The 18,467-nt window shown below is 44.1% G+C and carries 16 protein-coding genes and 1 tRNA gene; 7 read left to right on the top strand and 10 right to left on the bottom strand.

What is annotated here, in order from left to right; genetic code table 11:
* Positions 1–55: 55 nt before the first annotated feature.
* From METHO_RS06295 to METHO_RS06285, 3 genes are all read right to left on the bottom strand, one after another.
* Positions 56–322: a hypothetical protein gene (locus METHO_RS06295; RefSeq protein ID WP_048831078.1), complete on the bottom strand. Its 267-nt coding sequence runs from the start codon at positions 320–322 to the stop codon at positions 56–58.
* Positions 319–1,836, bottom strand: a complete 1,518-nt coding sequence (locus tag METHO_RS06290; RefSeq protein WP_015324702.1) for a type I restriction-modification system subunit M — start codon at positions 1,834–1,836, stop codon at positions 319–321. Before METHO_RS06290 ends, METHO_RS06295 begins: the two co-directional genes overlap by 4 nt.
* Before the next feature lie 221 nt (positions 1,837–2,057).
* Positions 2,058–2,141, bottom strand: a tRNA-Leu gene (locus tag METHO_RS06285).
* Between the two features lie 86 nt (positions 2,142–2,227).
* On the opposite strand from METHO_RS06285, the gene METHO_RS06280 reads away from it, so the two are divergent.
* Positions 2,228–2,986, top strand: coding sequence for an MBL fold metallo-hydrolase (locus tag METHO_RS06280; protein WP_015324701.1), 759 nt, complete (start codon positions 2,228–2,230; stop codon positions 2,984–2,986).
* A 352-nt stretch (positions 2,987–3,338) separates the two neighbouring features.
* Here the strand turns inward: METHO_RS06280 and METHO_RS06275 are convergent, their stop codons facing one another.
* Positions 3,339–3,881 carry a DJ-1/PfpI family protein gene (locus METHO_RS06275; RefSeq protein WP_015324700.1) on the bottom strand — a complete coding sequence of 181 codons (543 nt, stop codon included), beginning with the start codon at positions 3,879–3,881 and terminating at the stop codon, positions 3,339–3,341.
* A gap of 276 nt (positions 3,882–4,157) precedes the next feature.
* Between METHO_RS06275 and ppsA the strand changes: the two genes are divergently transcribed.
* Both ppsA and METHO_RS06265 read left to right on the top strand, forming a co-directional pair.
* On the top strand, positions 4,158–6,572 hold the full coding sequence (ppsA, locus tag METHO_RS06270; RefSeq protein ID WP_015324699.1) for a phosphoenolpyruvate synthase: 2,415 nt from the start codon (positions 4,158–4,160) through the stop codon (positions 6,570–6,572).
* A 122-nt stretch (positions 6,573–6,694) separates the two neighbouring features.
* Entirely contained in the window at positions 6,695–7,723 is a 1,029-nt protein-coding gene (locus tag METHO_RS06265) for an AI-2E family transporter (RefSeq protein WP_015324698.1), read from the top strand.
* Between the two features lie 75 nt (positions 7,724–7,798).
* Here the strand turns inward: METHO_RS06265 and METHO_RS06260 are convergent, their stop codons facing one another.
* Positions 7,799–8,038, bottom strand: coding sequence for a PAS domain-containing protein (locus METHO_RS06260; protein WP_015324697.1), 240 nt, complete (start codon positions 8,036–8,038; stop codon positions 7,799–7,801).
* A 107-nt stretch (positions 8,039–8,145) separates the two neighbouring features.
* Between METHO_RS06260 and rsgA the strand changes: the two genes are divergently transcribed.
* Positions 8,146–9,240 carry a ribosome small subunit-dependent GTPase A gene (gene rsgA / locus METHO_RS06255; protein WP_015324696.1) on the top strand — a complete coding sequence of 365 codons (1,095 nt, stop codon included), beginning with the start codon at positions 8,146–8,148 and terminating at the stop codon, positions 9,238–9,240.
* 42 nt (positions 9,241–9,282) lie between these two features.
* Here rsgA and METHO_RS06250 read toward each other — a convergent pair whose 3' ends face one another.
* A complete protein-coding gene (locus METHO_RS06250) occupies positions 9,283–10,887 on the bottom strand; it encodes a DEAD/DEAH box helicase (RefSeq protein WP_015324695.1) in 1,605 nt (534 codons plus the stop codon).
* Positions 10,888–11,064: 177 nt separating this feature from the next.
* Entirely contained in the window at positions 11,065–12,303 is a 1,239-nt protein-coding gene (gene larA, locus METHO_RS06245) for a nickel-dependent lactate racemase (protein ID WP_281162802.1), read from the bottom strand.
* 414 nt (positions 12,304–12,717) lie between these two features.
* Here larA and eif1A point away from each other — a divergent pair, with 414 nt between their 5' ends.
* Positions 12,718–13,056 carry a translation initiation factor eIF-1A gene (gene eif1A, locus METHO_RS06240; RefSeq protein ID WP_015324693.1) on the top strand — a complete coding sequence of 113 codons (339 nt, stop codon included), beginning with the start codon at positions 12,718–12,720 and terminating at the stop codon, positions 13,054–13,056.
* A 97-nt stretch (positions 13,057–13,153) separates the two neighbouring features.
* On the opposite strand, the gene METHO_RS06235 is transcribed toward eif1A, so the two are convergent.
* Positions 13,154–13,360, bottom strand: a complete 207-nt coding sequence (locus METHO_RS06235; RefSeq protein WP_015324692.1) for a TRAM domain-containing protein — start codon at positions 13,358–13,360, stop codon at positions 13,154–13,156.
* A gap of 294 nt (positions 13,361–13,654) precedes the next feature.
* Here METHO_RS06235 and budA point away from each other — a divergent pair, with 294 nt between their 5' ends.
* On the top strand, positions 13,655–14,461 hold the full coding sequence (budA, locus tag METHO_RS06230) for an acetolactate decarboxylase (RefSeq protein ID WP_156811050.1): 807 nt from the start codon (positions 13,655–13,657) through the stop codon (positions 14,459–14,461).
* A gap of 72 nt (positions 14,462–14,533) precedes the next feature.
* Here the strand turns inward: budA and METHO_RS06225 are convergent, their stop codons facing one another.
* Together METHO_RS06225 and METHO_RS06220 are read right to left on the bottom strand one after the other, a co-directional pair.
* A complete protein-coding gene (locus METHO_RS06225; protein ID WP_015324690.1) occupies positions 14,534–14,965 on the bottom strand; it encodes a nucleoside deaminase in 432 nt (143 codons plus the stop codon).
* A gap of 505 nt (positions 14,966–15,470) precedes the next feature.
* Entirely contained in the window at positions 15,471–17,102 is a 1,632-nt protein-coding gene (locus METHO_RS06220; protein WP_015324689.1) for an ABC1 kinase family protein, read from the bottom strand.
* A gap of 167 nt (positions 17,103–17,269) precedes the next feature.
* Between METHO_RS06220 and METHO_RS06215 the strand changes: the two genes are divergently transcribed.
* On the top strand, positions 17,270–18,427 hold the full coding sequence (locus METHO_RS06215) for a PQQ-dependent sugar dehydrogenase (protein WP_015324688.1): 1,158 nt from the start codon (positions 17,270–17,272) through the stop codon (positions 18,425–18,427).
* The last annotated feature ends 40 nt before the right edge of the window (positions 18,428–18,467 follow it).

Here is an 18,467-nt window from a genome sequence, read left to right as displayed (position 1 = left end):
CCATTGATTACCTGCGCAACACCTGTGCATTCAAATTATAATGTGCACAAAATATTCATCTTTTTGTGCATTCCTTCCTTTCAGCGTCGATCATTGTGCATTCACTATCCATCTTCGAGAATACGAACCCTCTTTTCCAGAGTCTTTCAGAAAAACGCATGGAAGCTGTTCTGAAGGTATCGCATATTGCGATACCACAGTCTTCATCGGACATCACAATCTGTGATTTCCAATTTGAAAATTCTTCATCATTCTCTAAGGTCGCAATTTGTGACCTTAAAATTTCATATTCCCCGTCGACCATCAATTCATTCCTGGTCATTCAAGCTTCACCCTTTTCAGATTCCCGGCGATCAGCAGGTTCAGTCTCTCTTCCTCTTTCAGCTGCTCCTCGAACTCGGCTTTCAGGGCGGTGAAGCGCTCATTGAAGTCAAAATCATCCTCGTCGTCCGGCAGTCCTACATAGCGGCCGGGCGTCAGCACGTAATCCAACTCACGCACACGTGCGATGGGGGCTGAATTGCAGAATCCTTTCACGTCCTCGTAATTGCCTTCCGGATTGCGCCATTTATGGTAGGTGCTCGCAATCTCCTGTATGTCCTCAGGTGAGAATTCGCGGGTCCTGCGGTTTATCAGGTGTCCCATGTTCCGTGCATCGATGAACAGGATCTCATCCGTCCTGTTTCTGTACCTGCCGTTGGCCTTGTTCCTGCTCAGGAACCAGAGGCTGGCCGGGATCTGGGTATTCAGGAACAGCTTCGGTGGAAGGTTCACTATGCAGTCCACCAGGCGTGTTTCCACGAGCTCTTTTCTGATATCCCCTTCGCCCGATGATTTGGATGTCAGAGAACCCTTAGCCAGGACAAAACCTGCCTGGCCGCTCGGACCAAGATGATAGAGGAAGTGCTGTATCCAGGCATAATTGGCGTTCCCGGCCGGCGGGATACCATACTTCCACCTGCCGTCCTTGTGCAGCAGATCGCCGCTCCAGTCGCTGTCATTGAACGGCGGGTTGGCTATGACATAATCCGCTTTCAGGTCTTTGTGAACATCATTGAGGAAAGAGCCTTCATTGTTCCATTTGACTTGGGAACTGTCAATGCTCCTGATGGCCAGGTTCATCTTTGCCAACCGCCACGTCGTCTGGTTGCTCTCCTGTCCGTAGATCGATATATCGTTCAGCTTCCCCTGATGGTCGGCAACGAATTTCTCCGACTGCACGAACATGCCACCTGAACCGCAGCATGGATCAAATACCCGGCCATTGTAAGGCTCCAGCATTTCTACCAGTAACTCAACTACGCTTCTGGGAGTGTAGAACTGCCCGCCTTTCTTTCCTTCCGCAAGGGCGAACTCACCAAGGAAATACTCGAAAACATGGCCCAGAACATCGGCACTCCTGTTTTTTGCATCTCCGAGAGCGATATTGCTCACCAGATCGATCAGACCACCAAGATTTGCAGGATCAAGATTACCTCTTGCATATACCTTAGGCAAGACGCCCCGGAGCAACGGATTCTCTTTTTCGATGACATCCATTGCATTGTCAACAGCTTTACCGATTTCCGGTTTTTTGGCTTCTGCCTGCAGATATGACCAGCGGGCGATTGCAGGCACAAAGAAGACATTCTCGGCTTTGTATTCATCCCTGTCCTCAGGGTCCGCACCAGCGTACTCCCCTTCCCCCTGCTGCAGTTTTTCATATAACTCATCAAAGGCATCCGAGATATATCTCAGGAAGATCAGACCCAGAACTATGTGTTTATACTCAGCGGCATCAATATTTTTCCGGAGTTTGTCTGCAGTTTTCCACAATTGCTTTTCAATATCACTCATAATTAATGCCTTCCAGTATTCAGATTGTAATCATCTTAATGAACCGGCATAAAAGTCATTATATCAACTTCGGAAAGTTTAGATGTTTTAAACTCAACAAGTTCTTTGTGAGATAGAATATAGATGTTAATATAAAACATTTACTAAAGTTTATTCAACTGAACTCAGTAATTTGGGTTTAAAAAAGGAACTGTTAATTAAAATATTACTAGAAAACCACATGCGAGGGATGGGATTTGAACCCACGAAATCCTTCGATACCAGATCTTAAGTCTGGCGCCTTTGACCAGCTGGGCGACCCTCGCATGAAGAATAAGGTTGTGCCGGATTTGTTCCAGTATAAATTACCCCATAATTAAAGTTAAGTTACTTAAGCCTTATTCTTCTACCTATGAAACTCACGTTCTTAGGCACAGGGACAGGCATCCCGCAGGCAAGGGCGCAGTCCGGACTGATCATTGAGGTAGAGGCAGGCGGGAAGAAAAAACCCCTGCTCTTTGACTGCGGATGCGGGATACTGCAGCGGATCTACGAGAGCGGCTATGACCACCGGGACATAGATACCATCTTCCTGACACATCTGCACCTGGACCATGTGTCCGATGTGCTGGGGCTCATCAAGGCCAACTGGCTGGTAGGGCTCACGCAGACGCACATCTACGGTCCTGTGGGCACAGCGCAATGGTTCGATAAGCTCATGGCACTGTACCCCTACCTTAAGGACAGGCTGCAGGTTAATATCACCGAACTTACAGGTGGAACTGTGCTCAAAGTGGCGGATTGCACCATAAACACCGCACACGGATGCCACAGTGTAACTACTATTGGTTACAGAGTGGAGCAAGCCGGCAGGATCGCTGTGTACACTGGTGACACAGAACCCTGTGACAGCTTTACAGAGCTCGCCCGGGGAGCGCACGTCCTGGTATACGAATGCTCCTTCCCCCTGGGTTTTGAAGTGGACAACCACACCACCCCGGATATGCTCGCATCCCACATCTCACAGCACCCCCTGCACGTGGACAGGCTTTACCTGACCCATCTGTACCCGCACATGCAGGGACACGAGCAGGAAGCCATAGACCACATCCGCACTGTCTTCCCCGGAGAAGTGCATATCGCAGAAGACCTGATGCAGGTCGATGTGTAGCGATTGTAACTTAAAACTGTTGCATAATTGGGTCATTCAATTTACGGGCTTGGAGGATCACCTATCGTCCCTTATTCCAATAACTATTGGACCATAATGGACACATAGATCAGATGAACACAGGGATCAAATCATCTTCACTTTTAACGCAAAGACACAAGGTCGTGAGGACGCAAAGCTTGTTGATTGTTATTATTTCTTTGCGCCTTAGCGTTGATAAAAATTGTATAAATAGATCAAAAAGAGTTTTAATCGAAATCCTCTTTAGTTAGATCTACTGCAGGATGCAGAAAAAAAGAATAAAAAAGTAAATGAGAAGAAGTAAATGAACTGTAATCAAAAACGATTACGTTCAATCTTCTGCTGCGAGCTGTTCCACTATCGCATGTCCGAACTTCTCGGCTGCCTTCGGGTCCCTTGCGGTGACAATGTTCCCGTCAGCCACTACATCCGTATCCTGGTAATGGCCGCCGTACTTCTCAAGCTCTGCAATACATTCCTTGTCCTTGAACACCGTACAATCCCTGTCTTCCAGGACCTTCGCCCTGGCAAGGATCACCGGTGAGATACATATTGCAGCTACGAGCTTATCCTGATCGAACGCATCCTTCACCAGCCTTTGAAGATCCTTGTTGGGCCAGAGGTGTTCCCTGGAACCGCCGCCACCGACAACAACAATCCCGTCAAATTCGGCCATGATGGCATCCTTGATGCTGATGTCGGGCTTTATCTTTGCTCCAAGCGCCCCATAGGCCTCTTTTGTACTGTTGCTCGCAACGGTAATGCTAACCCCTGCATCTTCCAGGACATCTCTCGGTTCTAAATACTCTTCATCTCTGAAGTTATCCTGAGCAACCACCATCAGTATTTTTTTATCGTCAAGTTCTGAACCCATAAGATCACTACTATGAAATTTTTACTTTGTTTAAATGATAATCAGCGTGCTTTACATGGGCCGACATGTATACCCAAAAGCCAAAGGTATACATCCATCTTGTCCTCACAAGCCGAAGTGCAGATAAACAGCCGTATAACACTAGCATCAATATTAGCTGCACATAAGGCACATATTTGGTCCCTAAAACCCTATGTTTAAATTAAGGAATAAATATTTATCGCAGATAGCCAGCCTATTAACATACAGATATAAGAAAAGTAAATGGGGGATCTCATGAATACAACATCGGCTGCAAGATACATTCGCTGGTTCGGAGAAATAAGTATCGAGGATATACCTGAGGTGGGAGGGAAGAACGCTTCCATCGGGGAAATGTACAGGGAACTGCAAAACGAAGGCATCAAAATACCCAATGGTTTTGCTATCACCGCAGATGCCTACTGGCACATGCTGCAAGCCGCAGGTGTTCTCGATGAGCTCAGGAAGACCATGGAGGGCCTTGATATAAGCAATGTAAAGGACCTGGCCACAAGAGGCAGCAAAGCAAGAGACATCATTCTCGAGGCAGGTATCCCTGATGATCTGTGGGCGCAGATCAAAGCTGCCTACGATAAGCTCTGCCAGGAGTATGGCCCTGATACCGATGTCGCAGTCCGCAGTTCTGCTACTGCCGAAGACCTTCCCTTTGCCTCTTTCGCCGGCCAGCAGGAAACATATCTCAACGTGCATGGCTATCCGGCCCTGAAAATCGCGTGCATCCGCTGTTTTGCTTCCCTTTTCACAGACAGGGCCATATCGTATCGTGTCACGAACAACTTCGATCACTTCAAGGTAGGCCTTTCCATCGGCATCATGAAGATGGTACGCTCAGACCTTGCTTCCAGTGGCGTGATCTTCACCCTTGATACGGAGAGCGGCTTTAATGACGTGGTTTTCATCACAGGTGCTTACGGCCTGGGGGAGAACGTTGTGCAAGGAGCTGTTAATCCTGATGAGTTCTATGTTTTCAAACCCACTCTCAAAGCAGGGTACAGGCCTATTGTCCAGAAAAAGCTGGGCAGCAAGGATATAAAGATGATCTACGGCCATGGGGATTCCAAGGTCCAGACGCGTAATGTGGAAGTTCCCGAATCCCAAAGGCGCAGGTATTGCATAAATGACGAGGAAATATTGACCCTGGCCGGATATGCAGTCACCATAGAGGACTATTATTCCCGCAAGGCAGGCAAGCCCGTACCCATGGATATAGAATGGGCCAAAGATGGCATAACAGGCGAGCTCTTCATAGTGCAAGCCAGGCCGGAAACAGTGCAGGCCCACAGGTCGCGTGATGTCCTGGAAACATATTATCTGGATGAACGCAGTCAGGTACTTGTAGAAGGCAGGAGCGTGGGAGGCAAGATAGCTGCCGGCAAAGCCCGTGTCATTACTGACGTCTCACAGCTGCCGCAGTTTATTCCAGGTGAGGTCCTTGTGGCCGATACCACGACCCCTGACTGGGAACCAATCATGAAGACAGCTGCTGCTATAGTCACTAACAAAGGTGGCAGAACATGCCATGCAGCCATTGTGAGCCGGGAGTTAGGCATCCCTGCAGTGGTGGGTGCAGAGGACGCAACGGAACACCTGATCAACGGCACAGAAGCAACCGTAAGCTGTGCAGAGGGAGATGTAGGCCGGGTATACGCCGGTATCCTGCCTTTCCATGTGGAAACAATTGACCTAAAAGGCCTCAAGCGTCCCCGTACTGAAATAATGATGAACCTCGGCAATCCGGAAGAAGCTTTTTCCCTTTCCATGATCCCTAACGACGGTATCGGGCTCGCACGGCTGGAGTTCATAATCACGAGCTATATTAAGGTGCATCCCATGGCTCTGGTGCATCCGGAAAAAGTAAAGGACGAAACCACTCTTTCCCTCATCAGACAACTGGCCAGGGGCTATATCAACATGGCCGATTACTTTGTTGAAAAGCTGGCTCAGGGAGTGGGGACGATCGCTGCGGCCTTCTATCCTAAACCAGTAGTAGTGCGCATGAGCGATCTCAAGTCCAACGAATATGCAAGCCTCCTGGGTGGTAAATACTTCGAGATCGAAGAAAGTAATCCCATGTTAGGATTCAGAGGAGCTTCCCGTTACTATGATGATAGGTATCGCGAAGGTTTTGCCCTGGAATGCCTCGCAATGAAGAAAGTAAGGGATGAGATGGGCCTTACTAATCTCATCCTGATGATACCCTTCTGCCGCCGGGTGGAAGAAGCAAAACAGGTTATCGCAGAGATGGAGAAGAACGGCCTTAAGAGAGGAGAGAACGATCTGCAGGTCTATGTCATGTGCGAGATACCTAACAACATCCTGCTCGTGGACGAGTTCAGCAAGTACTTCGATGGTTTCTCCATAGGCTCCAATGATCTTACCCAGCTTACCCTGGGAGTTGACAGGGATTCTGAGATCCTTGCCACCTCCTTTGACGAAAGGGATCCTGGTGTTATGAAAATTGTCTCCATGGCAATACAGGGAGCTAAACGCAATGGAAAGCATAGTGGACTATGTGGCCAGGCACCCAGCGATTATCCGGAATTTGCAGAGTTCCTTGTAAAGGAAGGCATAGACTCCATATCCCTTAATCCCGATTCTGTCATGAAGATCACTATGAAAGTACTGGAAACGGAGGAAAAAAGCAAATAAACCGCATCATAAGGATCGCAGTGTTCTGCGTTCCTTTATTTCTATTCCAATGCAACTATTTTTAGTCAAATTATTTCAGGCTAACTGTTACTATTTTATACTATTCGTGCATAATACCACGTATGGAACGCCCCTTTAAGATGGCAATGGCGCTTTTGATGTTGGCTGTGCTCGCAGCTGTGCTTATACATGCTCTGTTGCCATATATCAATGCATTCCTGGGAGCATTCATAATCTTTGTAATCCTGCGTCCCTTATATCATTTTATGGTCAGGAGGGGTCATTTATCAAGAAGCATTTCCGCTCTTATGACCATTTTCCTATCCTTCGTTCTCATACTGGTGCCTTTATATTTCCTGATATCTACCATAGCCACGGAAATACAGAACGTTTTACAGTATATCAACTCCATTCCTATCTATGCTGAAGTTGTGCGCAGTTTCCTGGAGAACCTGCATCTTGAACAATTGCCTATAAATCTTGATATAAAGACAAAGGTCATAGAAGTGGCTTCTGCCATTGCCAATTATAGTAGTGTGATGCTGCTTAGTGCGGTACAAAGTATAGGCCAGCGTTTAATAGAATTCACTATAATGTCCTTCCTTTTGTATTATCTTTTCACAGAAGAAGATTCGGATTTTGTGAAGAGTGTATATTCAGCTATTCCCTTCAACAGGGAAAATTCTGACAAACTTCTGGAAGAGTTCAGAGTGATCGTCAAAACCACTCTTGTTTCTTCCCTCATTATAGCTATTATCCAGGGAGGGCTGCTCACTGTAGCCTTTCTCTTGCTGGGTATACAGGGTGCAATCCTCTGGGGTGCTCTTGCAGCGCTTTTGTCCTTCATCCCCCTAGTAGGCGCCACGGTCGTATGGATTCCTGCAGTCATTATCCAGCTCCTTCAGCAAGATTACTTTGCTGCAGTGGGTATTCTCATTGCAGGAATTCTGGTAAGTACCATGGACAACTTTGTAAGGCCGTTCATTCAAAAAAAACTTGGTTCCCTTCATCCCATGATCTCTCTGCTGGGTATTATCATTGGTATCAACCTGTTCGGACTCATTGGTTTGGTGGTGGGGCCGCTTTTGCTATCTTATTTCCTGCTGGTTGTCAGGATGTTCCACGAAGAGTATGTAGCAAATCATAACTAGGGACACACAGTGTCTAAAAGTGCCTATTAGGAAGTTTTAGGCTTAAGAGATCAGACAAGTTTTTGAATATTTCATTTAGTTTCCGCTTTTCTTTCTTGCTGTAATATCTTGGATGACACCCTGGTAATGGGTCACAATTCCTGCATCGTTACGCTGGATGAACGTCTGCTCTTCCACCCACCTCTGCTCTCCTGACTTTGTTCTTATCCTATATTCTTTGACAAAAAGGGTACCACCTTCGCGGGAAATGTCAGCAAGTTCCATCTGTACATCAAGAAGGTCATCTGGATTGATTATGTTACCATAAAGGGACATGATGAAAATATATTAAAGTTCTTTTGGTCTAGGCATATGTCAAATTGGGTTTAAAATAATCTGCCGCAAATTACTTAAGGATACCCGGAAAAGAATTCTTGATATATATGCCTTCACTTCCAATATGTTCAGATCTTGCTGACAAGACAACAATTCCGGGATGGGATGAAGCACTTGAATCAGCTTTTTCTGTCTACAAAGATCCGTACATAGCCGGAAGAATTGTGTCAAGACATAAAACCAACTGGGAAGTTCTCATTTCAGGCACCATCATCAAAGCCGGATTATCCGGTGCACTTTTACGAATTGGTAAACAGCCTGTAGTGGGCGATTTTGTTGTTTTGCTTAACCAGGAAGAAATTAATTCTTACATAATAGTCAATGTCTTACCCCGAAAAACATGTCTTTCAAGAGGCGCTGCAGGCGATAACAATGAAGAGCAGGTAATTGCTGCAAATATAGATACTATTTTTATTATAACAGCAACAGGAAAAGACCTTAACCTGCGAAGAATTGAACGCTACCTCACGGTTGTATATGCATCGGGTGCAAAACCGGTAATTGTACTGAATAAGGCAGACCTTACAGATAAACCCACTGAAGCTGTTGATAAAATAAGAACTATTGCAGGTGATGTTCCTGTTATTGCTATCAGTGCCCTTTCAAAAGCAGGTCTGGATAAACTTGAGAATTATATTGCGCCAGGTAAAACTGTGGCACTTGTAGGATCATCAGGTGTTGGAAAATCCACACTGATAAACGCATTATTTGATGAATCTGTCCAGAAAACAAAGGATATCCGGGAAGATGATGAAAAAGGTAGACATACAACCACAGTAAGGCAATTATTCCTGCTACCAAACGGAGGAGTAATTATTGATAATCCGGGTATCCGGGAGATCCAGCTCGGGGATAGTTACGATGGGTTAGAAAAAGCTTTTTTTGATATTGTCAGAGTAGCTGAAAAGTGTCGTTTCAAAGACTGTACACATGATCAGGAACCGGGGTGTGCGGTCCAAAAAGCAGTCCAGGAAGGAAGCATTGCAAAGGAAAGAGTGGACAGTTACCATAAATTGAATGCAGAACTTGCATTCCAGTCAGAAAAGACAGAAATAGGACTGAAAAGACTTGAAAAGAAAAAATACAAAGGAATGCAAGTCAGTCCCCGAAAACTCAGGGAGTATAAAGAAAAAAGTTACTAAAAAATTTTCTGACAAGATGGGATCTGAGTCGCCATAGGCAGTTTATTTCTTCCTGTTATCCCTTACATTACTGTTCATTGCCAGTTCCACGAAGGGCCGGTTCCGTTTTCTCATATCGGCAAATCTCTTAAGCAGCATATCAGCCTGATTTTTTGAAACTGTGATAAAAGAGAACTTGGAGAACACTTCAATGGTCTCAAGTTGCAGATCATTTATACCTGATTCCCTGCTCAGGAACTCTGGCATTTTTTCAGGGGTCATACCTTCATAATCGCCTATGGCTACAAAAAGTCGTATCTTTCCAGTATCTGCCTTTGAACTGTCGGCATCAGGTTCAGGATAATGCTCTTCTTTCAGAGTATTCTGGAAATAATATTTAAGAAGGGACGCAACCACAGTACTGGCTTGGTGTCTGTCCAGCAGTTCGTTCGCCATTTTCAGGAAATCCTGGTACTCTCCGGTTTTGATGATCTCTCCGACATCATATTTAAAATTTTTAGTACGGGCAGTTACAACCTCTTTTGCAGATGGCAGCTTTTCCTTCCTGACATCAGCATTTGCAGTTCTTACGAAAGATTCGAACCGTCTTGAATCAGCGGGGGTAACAAATGTGATCGCAGTACCCTGTTTTCCGGCTCTGCCTGTGCGGCCTATCCTGTGGACATAGGACTCGGCATCCTGAGGTAAGGAATAATTGATCACATGAGTGAGTTCCAATACGTCTATTCCTCTTGCAGCTACATCTGTAGCCACAAGAATATTGAGCCCCTGGGTTCTGAACTTCTTAAGAATGCCTTCCCTCTGATCCTGGGTAAGATCCCCATTAAGAGCATCAGCAGCATAGCCTCTTTCAGTCAGTCTCCGGGATATGTCAATTGTATCACTTTTAGTATTACAGAAGACAAGCCCGTAAAAACCATAGTTTATGTCTATAAGCCTGCATAAAGCCTCAAACTTTTGCTCTTCCGCAAGTTCCAAGTAGACCTGATCAGTGAACTCTGCAATGAGGTCGTCCTGTGACACCGAAACAAAGTCATGGTTCCTCATGTGCTTTTTAGCGAGCTTTAGTATAGGAGTGGGCATGGTTGCTGAGAAAAGCAGCATTTGCTTGTTCTCATTTGTGCTCCTGAAGACCTCCTTAACTTCTTCTATGAAACCCATGTTAAGCATTTCATCAGCTTCATCAAGTACAAGATAGGAGATCGAATCCAGTTTTATGTTCCCTTTTTTCAGATGGTCGATAATCCTTCCCGGAGTACCTACCACTATGTCGGCTCCGGATTTTAATATTTTAAGCTGGTTCTTGATAGTCTGGCCACCATATAAAGGCACTACTGTAATGTCCTTATCACCTTTGAGAGATTCAAGTTCTAAAGACACCTGAAGTGCCAGTTCTCTTGTAGGGGTGAGGACTAAAGCCTGTATGGAACCTGTATTTGCTTTCAGTTTCTCAATAATGGGTATGCCAAATGCAGCAGTCTTGCCTGTACCTGTTTGCGCCTGACCGATAATATCCCTGTCTCCTTTCATTAGGGGAGGGATCACATGTATCTGGATGGGAGTGGGCTTGAAAAAACCTTTCTTTTCCAGAACATCCAGCATGCTCTGGGATAGATTGAATGCTTTGAAACTCTCAAATTTAGTCATATTAATTAATCACTTTGATCCTGCAATCTTTCTTGAATGCAAACCCACTGCTATAAAATTAGGGGATCAGCAAAACCGTATCATTGCTTCAGTTACTTAGAATAACAGAACCCATGTATATAAAATAGCCTTGAAAAAGTTATGGCTCCCGACAAAAGAGAGAGCACATAGGTCCCGTCATTTGACAAGAGGCACTGTCAGGCTGCCCTGTGGCAGGATCACCGCATATGGTTCCTTGCCTTTAGCGCGGATGGTAGCTATCGCCATATCAAAGGTTTCTTGAAGGTCTGTGTGAGGCTTAAGTCTGGCCATTTTCAGGGTATCGGTATCAAGGTCTGAGACTGCCCACATCTGGGCATGCATTCCTATTTGTACCATCTTGGCAGCTTTATGATAACCAAGCTTGTATCCTTCAGCTATCTTCTGCATAACATCCTCTGGAGTCTGGGCACAGCAAAGCAGTTTAAGGAAAGTGTCGTCTCCGACTCCATCCCTGCATTTTGAAACAAGTATTATGATCCCGCCTTGTTCCAGTGCCAGCTTTCCGTTTTCCAGAGCTTTCTGGGACTGGTACAGGTCGATATCCATGGGATAAGGAGCTACTGTCAGGACTATGTTCCCTCTTTGTCTGCAGGGAGTACAGAAAACCTCATTTGCCTTTTTCACTGCAAGCTCAAAAGACAGTTTGAGATCCCCTGCTACCATGGCGTATAGTCCATGATCCGCTGTCAGGACAGTCTGTATGGAGAATATGCGCAGGTCCTTCAATACTTTCATGGCATCTTCCATATCCTCTGCTACCGGATTTCCTTCCAGAGCAAGTGGAGAAGCTTTGTCTGAAAGAGCATGCATGTGGTTCATTTCAATGGTTTTGTAGGCAGCAACCCCGGGAAGGAAGGACTTTCGGCCTCCGGTATAGCCTGCAAAGTAATGTGGTTCCACACTTCCTATCACGAGGATGTTCTTGGTTTCAGTTACAAGCCTATTCAGATACATCTCGGTTCCGTTACTTGATTCTCCCAGATATACCATATCTTCATCTTTACGTGCATCATGCACATGTATAATGTTGCGGAATTCGTCAAGCAGTTCACCAAATATATATCTCAGCTCATCATCTGTAGGTCCTCTGTGTGCTCCGGTGGCGATCAGAAATTTTACATCAGGATGATCTTTTAAAAGAGGATATAGTGCTCTGAGCACCTTTGATGTGGGAGTGGGGCGGGTGGCATCGTTCACAAGGACCAGTAACTTATCGCTCTTGCTTGTAAAACTGGCAAAAGACTCCATCCCAACAGGTTCCTCCAGAGCCTGAACTATTATTTCGGACTCGTTGTCGACCTTTACATGGGTCGGAGTAATAATCTCGTGAGGAATAGTGACATCCAGGTCAATATGTTCCTGGTCATAAGGTATCTTTATTAAAATGATGATCTCTCCTTAGCTGATATTCATATCTATGTTCATGTTCTTGACCTGCACCTGATCATCAGTACTGTGTCTTGAAACACCGGGTTTAATTTAATTTATGGTAGTTCTTCCTGCCGCATAAGCAAGAGGGTTTATTTAACTGTTGCCAGTCCCCTTATGCGTTCAAGTTATATAGTTTAGGACAGTTATGTTAATGTATATATTATCAGAGTAAAGTTGTATAATTATCATTGAAGATTGTCTTTTTCTGAATGAAATTTATAGTTTTGTTCTGAAGGCGCTTAATCTCAGAAGTGATCATAGGTGATGTGTGTGGCATCTCTGAAAATCCTGTGGAACTTCTTACATTATAAAGCGCATCTGTTACCCTATATGAAAATATAAAATGGAGGAATCAGTTTGGCAAATTATAGAAGCAATAATCGCAAGAAGAATGCACAAAATAAAAGTACCGTCCCTGAACAGGTAACAAAAGTCCGTACCCCTCGCCAAAGAGATAATGAAGTATTTGCTACGGTATCCAGTCTGCTTGGTGCTAATCGCGTGAGATTACAGTGCATGGATGGTATTATACGTATGGGCAGGATTCCCGGATCCAAGAAAAAAAGTATGTGGGTAAGAGAAGGCGATCTGGTCATTGCTACCCCCTGGGAAGTACAGGATTCAAAAGCCGATGTAATCTGGAGATATACCAGACCGCAGGTAGACTGGCTTTCACGTAAGGGCTACCTTAAATAATCCGAAGCCACCTTCAATATGCTTTTTTTGGATATTTAAAAAAAGAAAAATATAAGGAAAATCAAAAGAATTGATCTTCCTTAACATCTGGGTCAGATTACTCTACAACTTCACCAAATGCGAACTTGCGCATGACCTTAGTGACCTTTATGGTTACTTCATCTCCCACGGATGTGCCCGGAACGAAGATTACGAAACCGCTTACTCTGGCAATTCCATCGCCTTCTTTTGCAATATCCTCTATGGTTACTTCATATTCCTTTCCAGCATCAACTGGAGAAGTTGATTCGTTTGTGTTGAACAACTATTTCACTTCCTTTTCAAATAAGCTAAAAGGTGCACTTGCTGGAAGCATACGGAAAATAGCAGTTACAAAGTAATACCATTAAAAGCCTTATCTTCTCAAAACAGTTACACTCTAAAAGCAAAGATTAACATGCAATGTAGGTATATAAGTTTTTGCAGAACAAACAGCAAAACCAGATATTTTTGTTATATTATCCTTTTTCCGGCTCTGTAAAAAACCGATATGTTAATTGGACCACAAAAAATCTGGTCAAAGATATATCCATTGATATACTACTTATTAATGATCCCTATGAGAAGATCAATAATTCAAATGATATGCTTTTTGTTTCTTATCTCAGTCTGTTCTTCAGGCTGCATAGGCACAGAAAAAGAACCAGGTATTAAAGAATATGGTACTGATGTCATATACCAGATATCAACTATCGATGCATTGCTGGCAGGTATGTATGAGGGAGATCTGACAGTAGCCGAATTAAAACAACATGGTGATCTTGGCCTTGGGACATTCAATGATCTTGACGGGGAAATGGTGTTACTGGATGGTATTGTCTACCAGGTGAAGGCTGATGGTGTGGCATACAGGGTAAAAGACTCTGTAAAAACACCGTTTGCAACTGTGACAAAATTCGAGAACGATATATCTGGAACTACAGACCGGGAAATGAACAATACGGAACTTAACAGATATATTGGAACTTTAATGCCGAGCAGGAACCTGATGTATGCCATAAGAATAGATGGTGATTTCAGTTACATGAAGACACGTAGTGTTCCTGCGCAGGAGAAACCATACCCCAGACTTGCAGAAGTTACAAAGGACCAGCCCACATTTGAATTTGAAAATGTCTCTGGTACAATAGTGGGTTTCTGGCTTTCGGAGTATGTTGGAAATGTAAACGTTCCGGGCTATCACCTTCACTTCATTAACAGTAATGGAAGTACAGGAGGTCATGTTCTGGAATATATGATCAGATCAGGGAACATAGAAATAGATATTACCGATGGTTTCTACCTCCAGTTTCCAGCAACTGCAGATTTCTTATATGCTGATCTCAGTGAAGATCTAACAGAGGAACTTGTACAAATAGAGAAATAAATTTAAAAGCAGTAAATTTTTCATTTTTTAGGCATGTAAAGTCACGAGACATATACACAGGTTGTGACATATTCATTTTCCTATATCCTCATACCAGAGGTCCGGTCTGTCCTTGATGAATCTTTTCATCATTTCTATGCACTCGCAGATGCCTAGATCTGTTACCTCTATCCCGTGTTCCCTCATAAATTCAGGACCCCCTGGGAAATTCTCGGACTCTCCTACTATGACTTTTTTTATACCGAACTGAACAGCAGCACCTGCACACAGATAACAGGGCATCAGTGTTGAGTAAAGGATAGTATCACTATAATTACCAAGGCGTCCTGAATTGCGTATACAGACGATCTCAGCATGCGCCAAGGGATCGTTTTCCTGTACCCTCATGTTATGGCCCCGGCTAACTATCTGCCCGTTCCTTACAAGTACGGACCCTATGGGAATACCTCCCTCAGCAAGTCCTTTCTTTGCCTCCTCAATGGCACATTGCATAAAACTGTCCATGATCTTTTTCTCCTGAAACAAGGTATGATCAATAAGGTTCAATGGCAGGTTTTGAAACTTTATGATATTCACCCTGTGCTTTCCCATCAATAATGGTCTTTACTCTATTTAGCTTGAAGCAAAATAGGGACATCTGCAGATTAATTTAAGACTGGTGATAACTCCAAAGCACTCCTTTTGACAATTATAACAATATATGATTATATTTATTTTCAACCCCTGTTAAATATAGGCTGCGTAAGCATAGAAGGCTATTTTTTTTATTATAGGTGCCACAGCTGAAAAAGCAGTTGATCTTATAAAATTTCAAAAACTATAGCATATCAATGGTAAAAGAGTTGGAGTCTGGATGGATATCAGGGTTTGGAAAGATTGTTCTTTAAAACTTCCGATCACATCGAATAAAAGAGTGATCCCTTACAATTTTGTAAGAGATATCAGCTATATGATAAATTGGAATGTTTAAAGTGAGAGTAAGATCACTTAGCCCCACTTTCTTTGTTCATCATTTCTGGAACATAAGCACGCTTAAGAAAAGGGATGCCAAAAATCCTATCGTTCCCAGGAGCATTGTGTTAGTTTCTCCCAGTATTATCAGGTAGGTCGAAACCAGAGCTACCACTGCCAGGAACAGGTTCCTGGTCAATCTGTCAAGCAGCCGGTATCTTTTCATCTTGTATGTGCTTTCCTGGAGTTTTTCGAATCTGTATCCCCGGATGGTCTCAATGACATCATTGACACCTGCAGGGAAGTTCCTGAAGATCTCCAGATATCTGTCCCCTTCAAGCTGAATGGCTTCAAAAGCCTTTTTCGGAGCATACCGATTCCTTATGGCCTCGGAGACAACAGGTTTTGCTCCGTCCAGCAGATTAAATTTCGGATCAAGGTCCAAACAAACAGATTCTATAAGCAGCAATGCTTTTTCCAGAGTGGAGAACTCACTTGGCAGGGACATGTTATATTTCAGAGCGATCTTTGCATAATTATCGCTCTGCCTTTCTCCAAGTCCATATTTCTGGTCAGCTATCAGATCGTCCATGTCCCGTCTGAACCTGCCGATATCCACTTCTTCTTTACGCAGCTTCCCTATCTTCAGGAACGCATCCGAAGCTATCTCCACATTTTCGGCATATACTCCGTAGAACAGGTTAAGCATATCACGCTTAAGCTCGTTGTCCAGCTTACCCACTGCACCAAAATCGATGAAGGCTATTTTTCCGTCCTTTACGAGAATATTTCCGCCATGCGGATCGGCATGATAGAATCCATCGATATATACCTGTTTCAGATAACTGGCAGCAATTAGCTTAGCATAGTGCGTCCTGGTAGCCTGATCCACATCTTCCAGGTCCTTGACCTGCACACCTTCTACAAAATCCATTACAAGGATACTTTCCCGGCTGTAATCGGTATATACCCCGGGGATCAAAACATTCTCATCGTCTTTGAAATTGTCATAGAACCGGATCATATTCCGGGCTTCTATCCTGTAATCCAGTTCACTGGTAAGCACTTCCCTGAATTCCCTCAGGAACGCATCCACATCAAAATTATTTCCGAGGCCAGCGATCTTTACTATCAGGGGCTTCATGTCATCGATGATGGCAAGGTCAAGGTTTATGATGTCAATGAGGCCGGGACGGGATATTTTCACAGCTATTTTCTTCCCGTCCAATACACCTTTGTACACCTGTCCGATGGAGGCGCTTGCAATGGGTTGAGTGTCAAATTCTTCAAATACCTCAAGTATGTCCTGAACTCCATAATTAACACCCGTATGTTCCCCCGTCTTGCCAAGAGCATTGCATACGCACCCGGTTTCAAAAGAAGGTCTCATCCGGTTGAAATCAAGTGGCTTCACTTTGTCCTGCAGCTTTTGCAGTTCAATTACATATGTCCTTGGAACAAGATCTGGCCGCCTGCTAAGCATCTGGCCGAGTTTTATGAAACTTGGTCCCAGCTCCTCAAAAGCATCACGAAGCTTTGCTGCACCTCCACGATTTTCAATATCAAGGCTACAGGTGCATTTACTGTTAGATATATAATTACTTTTTATATCCTTGTAAAGCAGGAAAAACAGGTTATATTTGATGAATACACGGACAATTGTAAAATATCTGCGTGCTTTCTTGAACATCTGACCAGAATAATGTTTTTTAGTAAATATATGTTCTCTATCTTCTCAAGCATCATCCTGGGCAAACTTTTTATTATCTGCACAACCCAATATCTCTGTGAGACAATTATATTGTATACATTGTAGATCGAGTTCAAGTAGTACTTTGGTAAGAGTAGGTGCTATGTATGAAATGGAGCTATCTGGGAATTATTGGCCTTATTGCGCTTATTATACTATGGGCTGGTTACAGTCAGCTGGGTGTGCGGCCTTCTGTGATCGATGATGATCCTGCTGATATCGAGCTGCCCCCCGGTTTCAGAATAGAAGTTTTTGCTGATGGTCTCGGTGATAGTCTTATATCTTATCCGGGCCCTGCTCCTGGTCCTCGCATGATGCTGCTTAAAGATGGCATGCTTATGGTGTCAATTCCAAACAAAGGTCTGATAGCAGTACTTCCTGATCTGAACAAAGATCATAAGGCAGATAGTGCGGAAGTGTTCATAGATGGCTTGAACCGCCCTCATGGCCTGGACTATTCCGATGGCTGGTTCTATATAGCTGAAGAGGACAGGCTTATCAGAGTAAAAGATGCTGACAATAACTTTATTGCGGAAAAGGAGACCATTGAAGTACTGATAGACAATATTCCCACTGGCGGCCATGCTACAAGAACGGTAAAAGTTCACAATGGCAGTCTGTACATGAGCATGGGCTCTTCATGCAATGCATGCTACGAAACGGACATAAGAAGAGCAGCCATAACACGCTGTGATCTGAACGGTAACAATTGTACAGTGTTCTCCTCAGGCATGAGAAATGCCGTTGGCATGGCTTTTCATCCTGTCACAGGCAAGTTATATGCTACCGAGAATAGCAGGGATTGGCTGGGTGATGATCTGCCGCCGGATGAGATAAATCTGGTGGAACAAGGTAAAGATTATGGGTGGCCTGTATGCTACGGCAAAAGTATACACGACACTGATTTCGATAAGAACACATACATCCGGAACCCATGCGAGGATTCGACGCCCAGCCTTATAGACCTCCAGGCTCATTCGGCTCCTCTGGGACTTAATTTCTATTATGGCAATTCTTTCCCTGCAGAATATTTCGGGAATATGTTCGTATGTTTCCATGGTTCATGGAACAGGCAGGAACCCACAGGTTATAAAGTAGTGCGTATTAACATGAACGATCTGACAGTTCATGATTTTGCTACAGGCTGGCTTAAGGGAGACAATGTAATTGGCAGACCTGTTGATGTAATAGTCAGTGATGACGGTTCTCTGTTTGTGAGTGATGATAACGAGGGCCGGATATACAGGATATACTATGCTGGCTGATCTATGCACAGAATCAGCGATCACATTCAACATATTTATT

Source organism: Methanomethylovorans hollandica DSM 15978 (genome assembly GCF_000328665.1).
Taxonomy (GTDB): Archaea; Halobacteriota; Methanosarcinia; order Methanosarcinales; family Methanosarcinaceae; genus Methanomethylovorans; species Methanomethylovorans hollandica.
Note: the sequence above shows the minus strand (reverse complement) of the source record. Positions and strands in the feature narration are given on the sequence as shown.

Bases quoted from the DNA above. Each gene is read 5' to 3' on its own strand.
- METHO_RS06295 (WP_048831078.1), bottom strand. From the start codon at position 322: ATGACCAGGAATGAATTGATGGTCGACGGGGAATATGAAATTTTAAGG.
- METHO_RS06290 (WP_015324702.1), bottom strand. From the start codon at position 1,836: ATGAGTGATATTGAAAAGCAATTGTGGAAAACTGCAGACAAACTCCGG.
- METHO_RS06280 (WP_015324701.1), top strand. From the start codon at position 2,228: ATGAAACTCACGTTCTTAGGCACAGGGACAGGCATCCCGCAGGCAAGG.
- METHO_RS06275 (WP_015324700.1), bottom strand. From the start codon at position 3,881: ATGGGTTCAGAACTTGACGATAAAAAAATACTGATGGTGGTTGCTCAG.
- ppsA (WP_015324699.1), top strand. From the start codon at position 4,158: ATGAATACAACATCGGCTGCAAGATACATTCGCTGGTTCGGAGAAATA.
- METHO_RS06265 (WP_015324698.1), top strand. From the start codon at position 6,695: ATGGAACGCCCCTTTAAGATGGCAATGGCGCTTTTGATGTTGGCTGTG.
- METHO_RS06260 (WP_015324697.1), bottom strand. From the start codon at position 8,038: ATGTCCCTTTATGGTAACATAATCAATCCAGATGACCTTCTTGATGTA.
- rsgA (WP_015324696.1), top strand. From the start codon at position 8,146: ATGCCTTCACTTCCAATATGTTCAGATCTTGCTGACAAGACAACAATT.
- METHO_RS06250 (WP_015324695.1), bottom strand. From the start codon at position 10,887: ATGACTAAATTTGAGAGTTTCAAAGCATTCAATCTATCCCAGAGCATG.
- budA (WP_156811050.1), top strand. From the start codon at position 13,655: ATGAGAAGATCAATAATTCAAATGATATGCTTTTTGTTTCTTATCTCA.
- METHO_RS06225 (WP_015324690.1), bottom strand. From the start codon at position 14,965: ATGGACAGTTTTATGCAATGTGCCATTGAGGAGGCAAAGAAAGGACTT.
- METHO_RS06220 (WP_015324689.1), bottom strand. From the start codon at position 17,102: ATGTTCAAGAAAGCACGCAGATATTTTACAATTGTCCGTGTATTCATC.
- METHO_RS06215 (WP_015324688.1), top strand. From the start codon at position 17,270: ATGAAATGGAGCTATCTGGGAATTATTGGCCTTATTGCGCTTATTATA.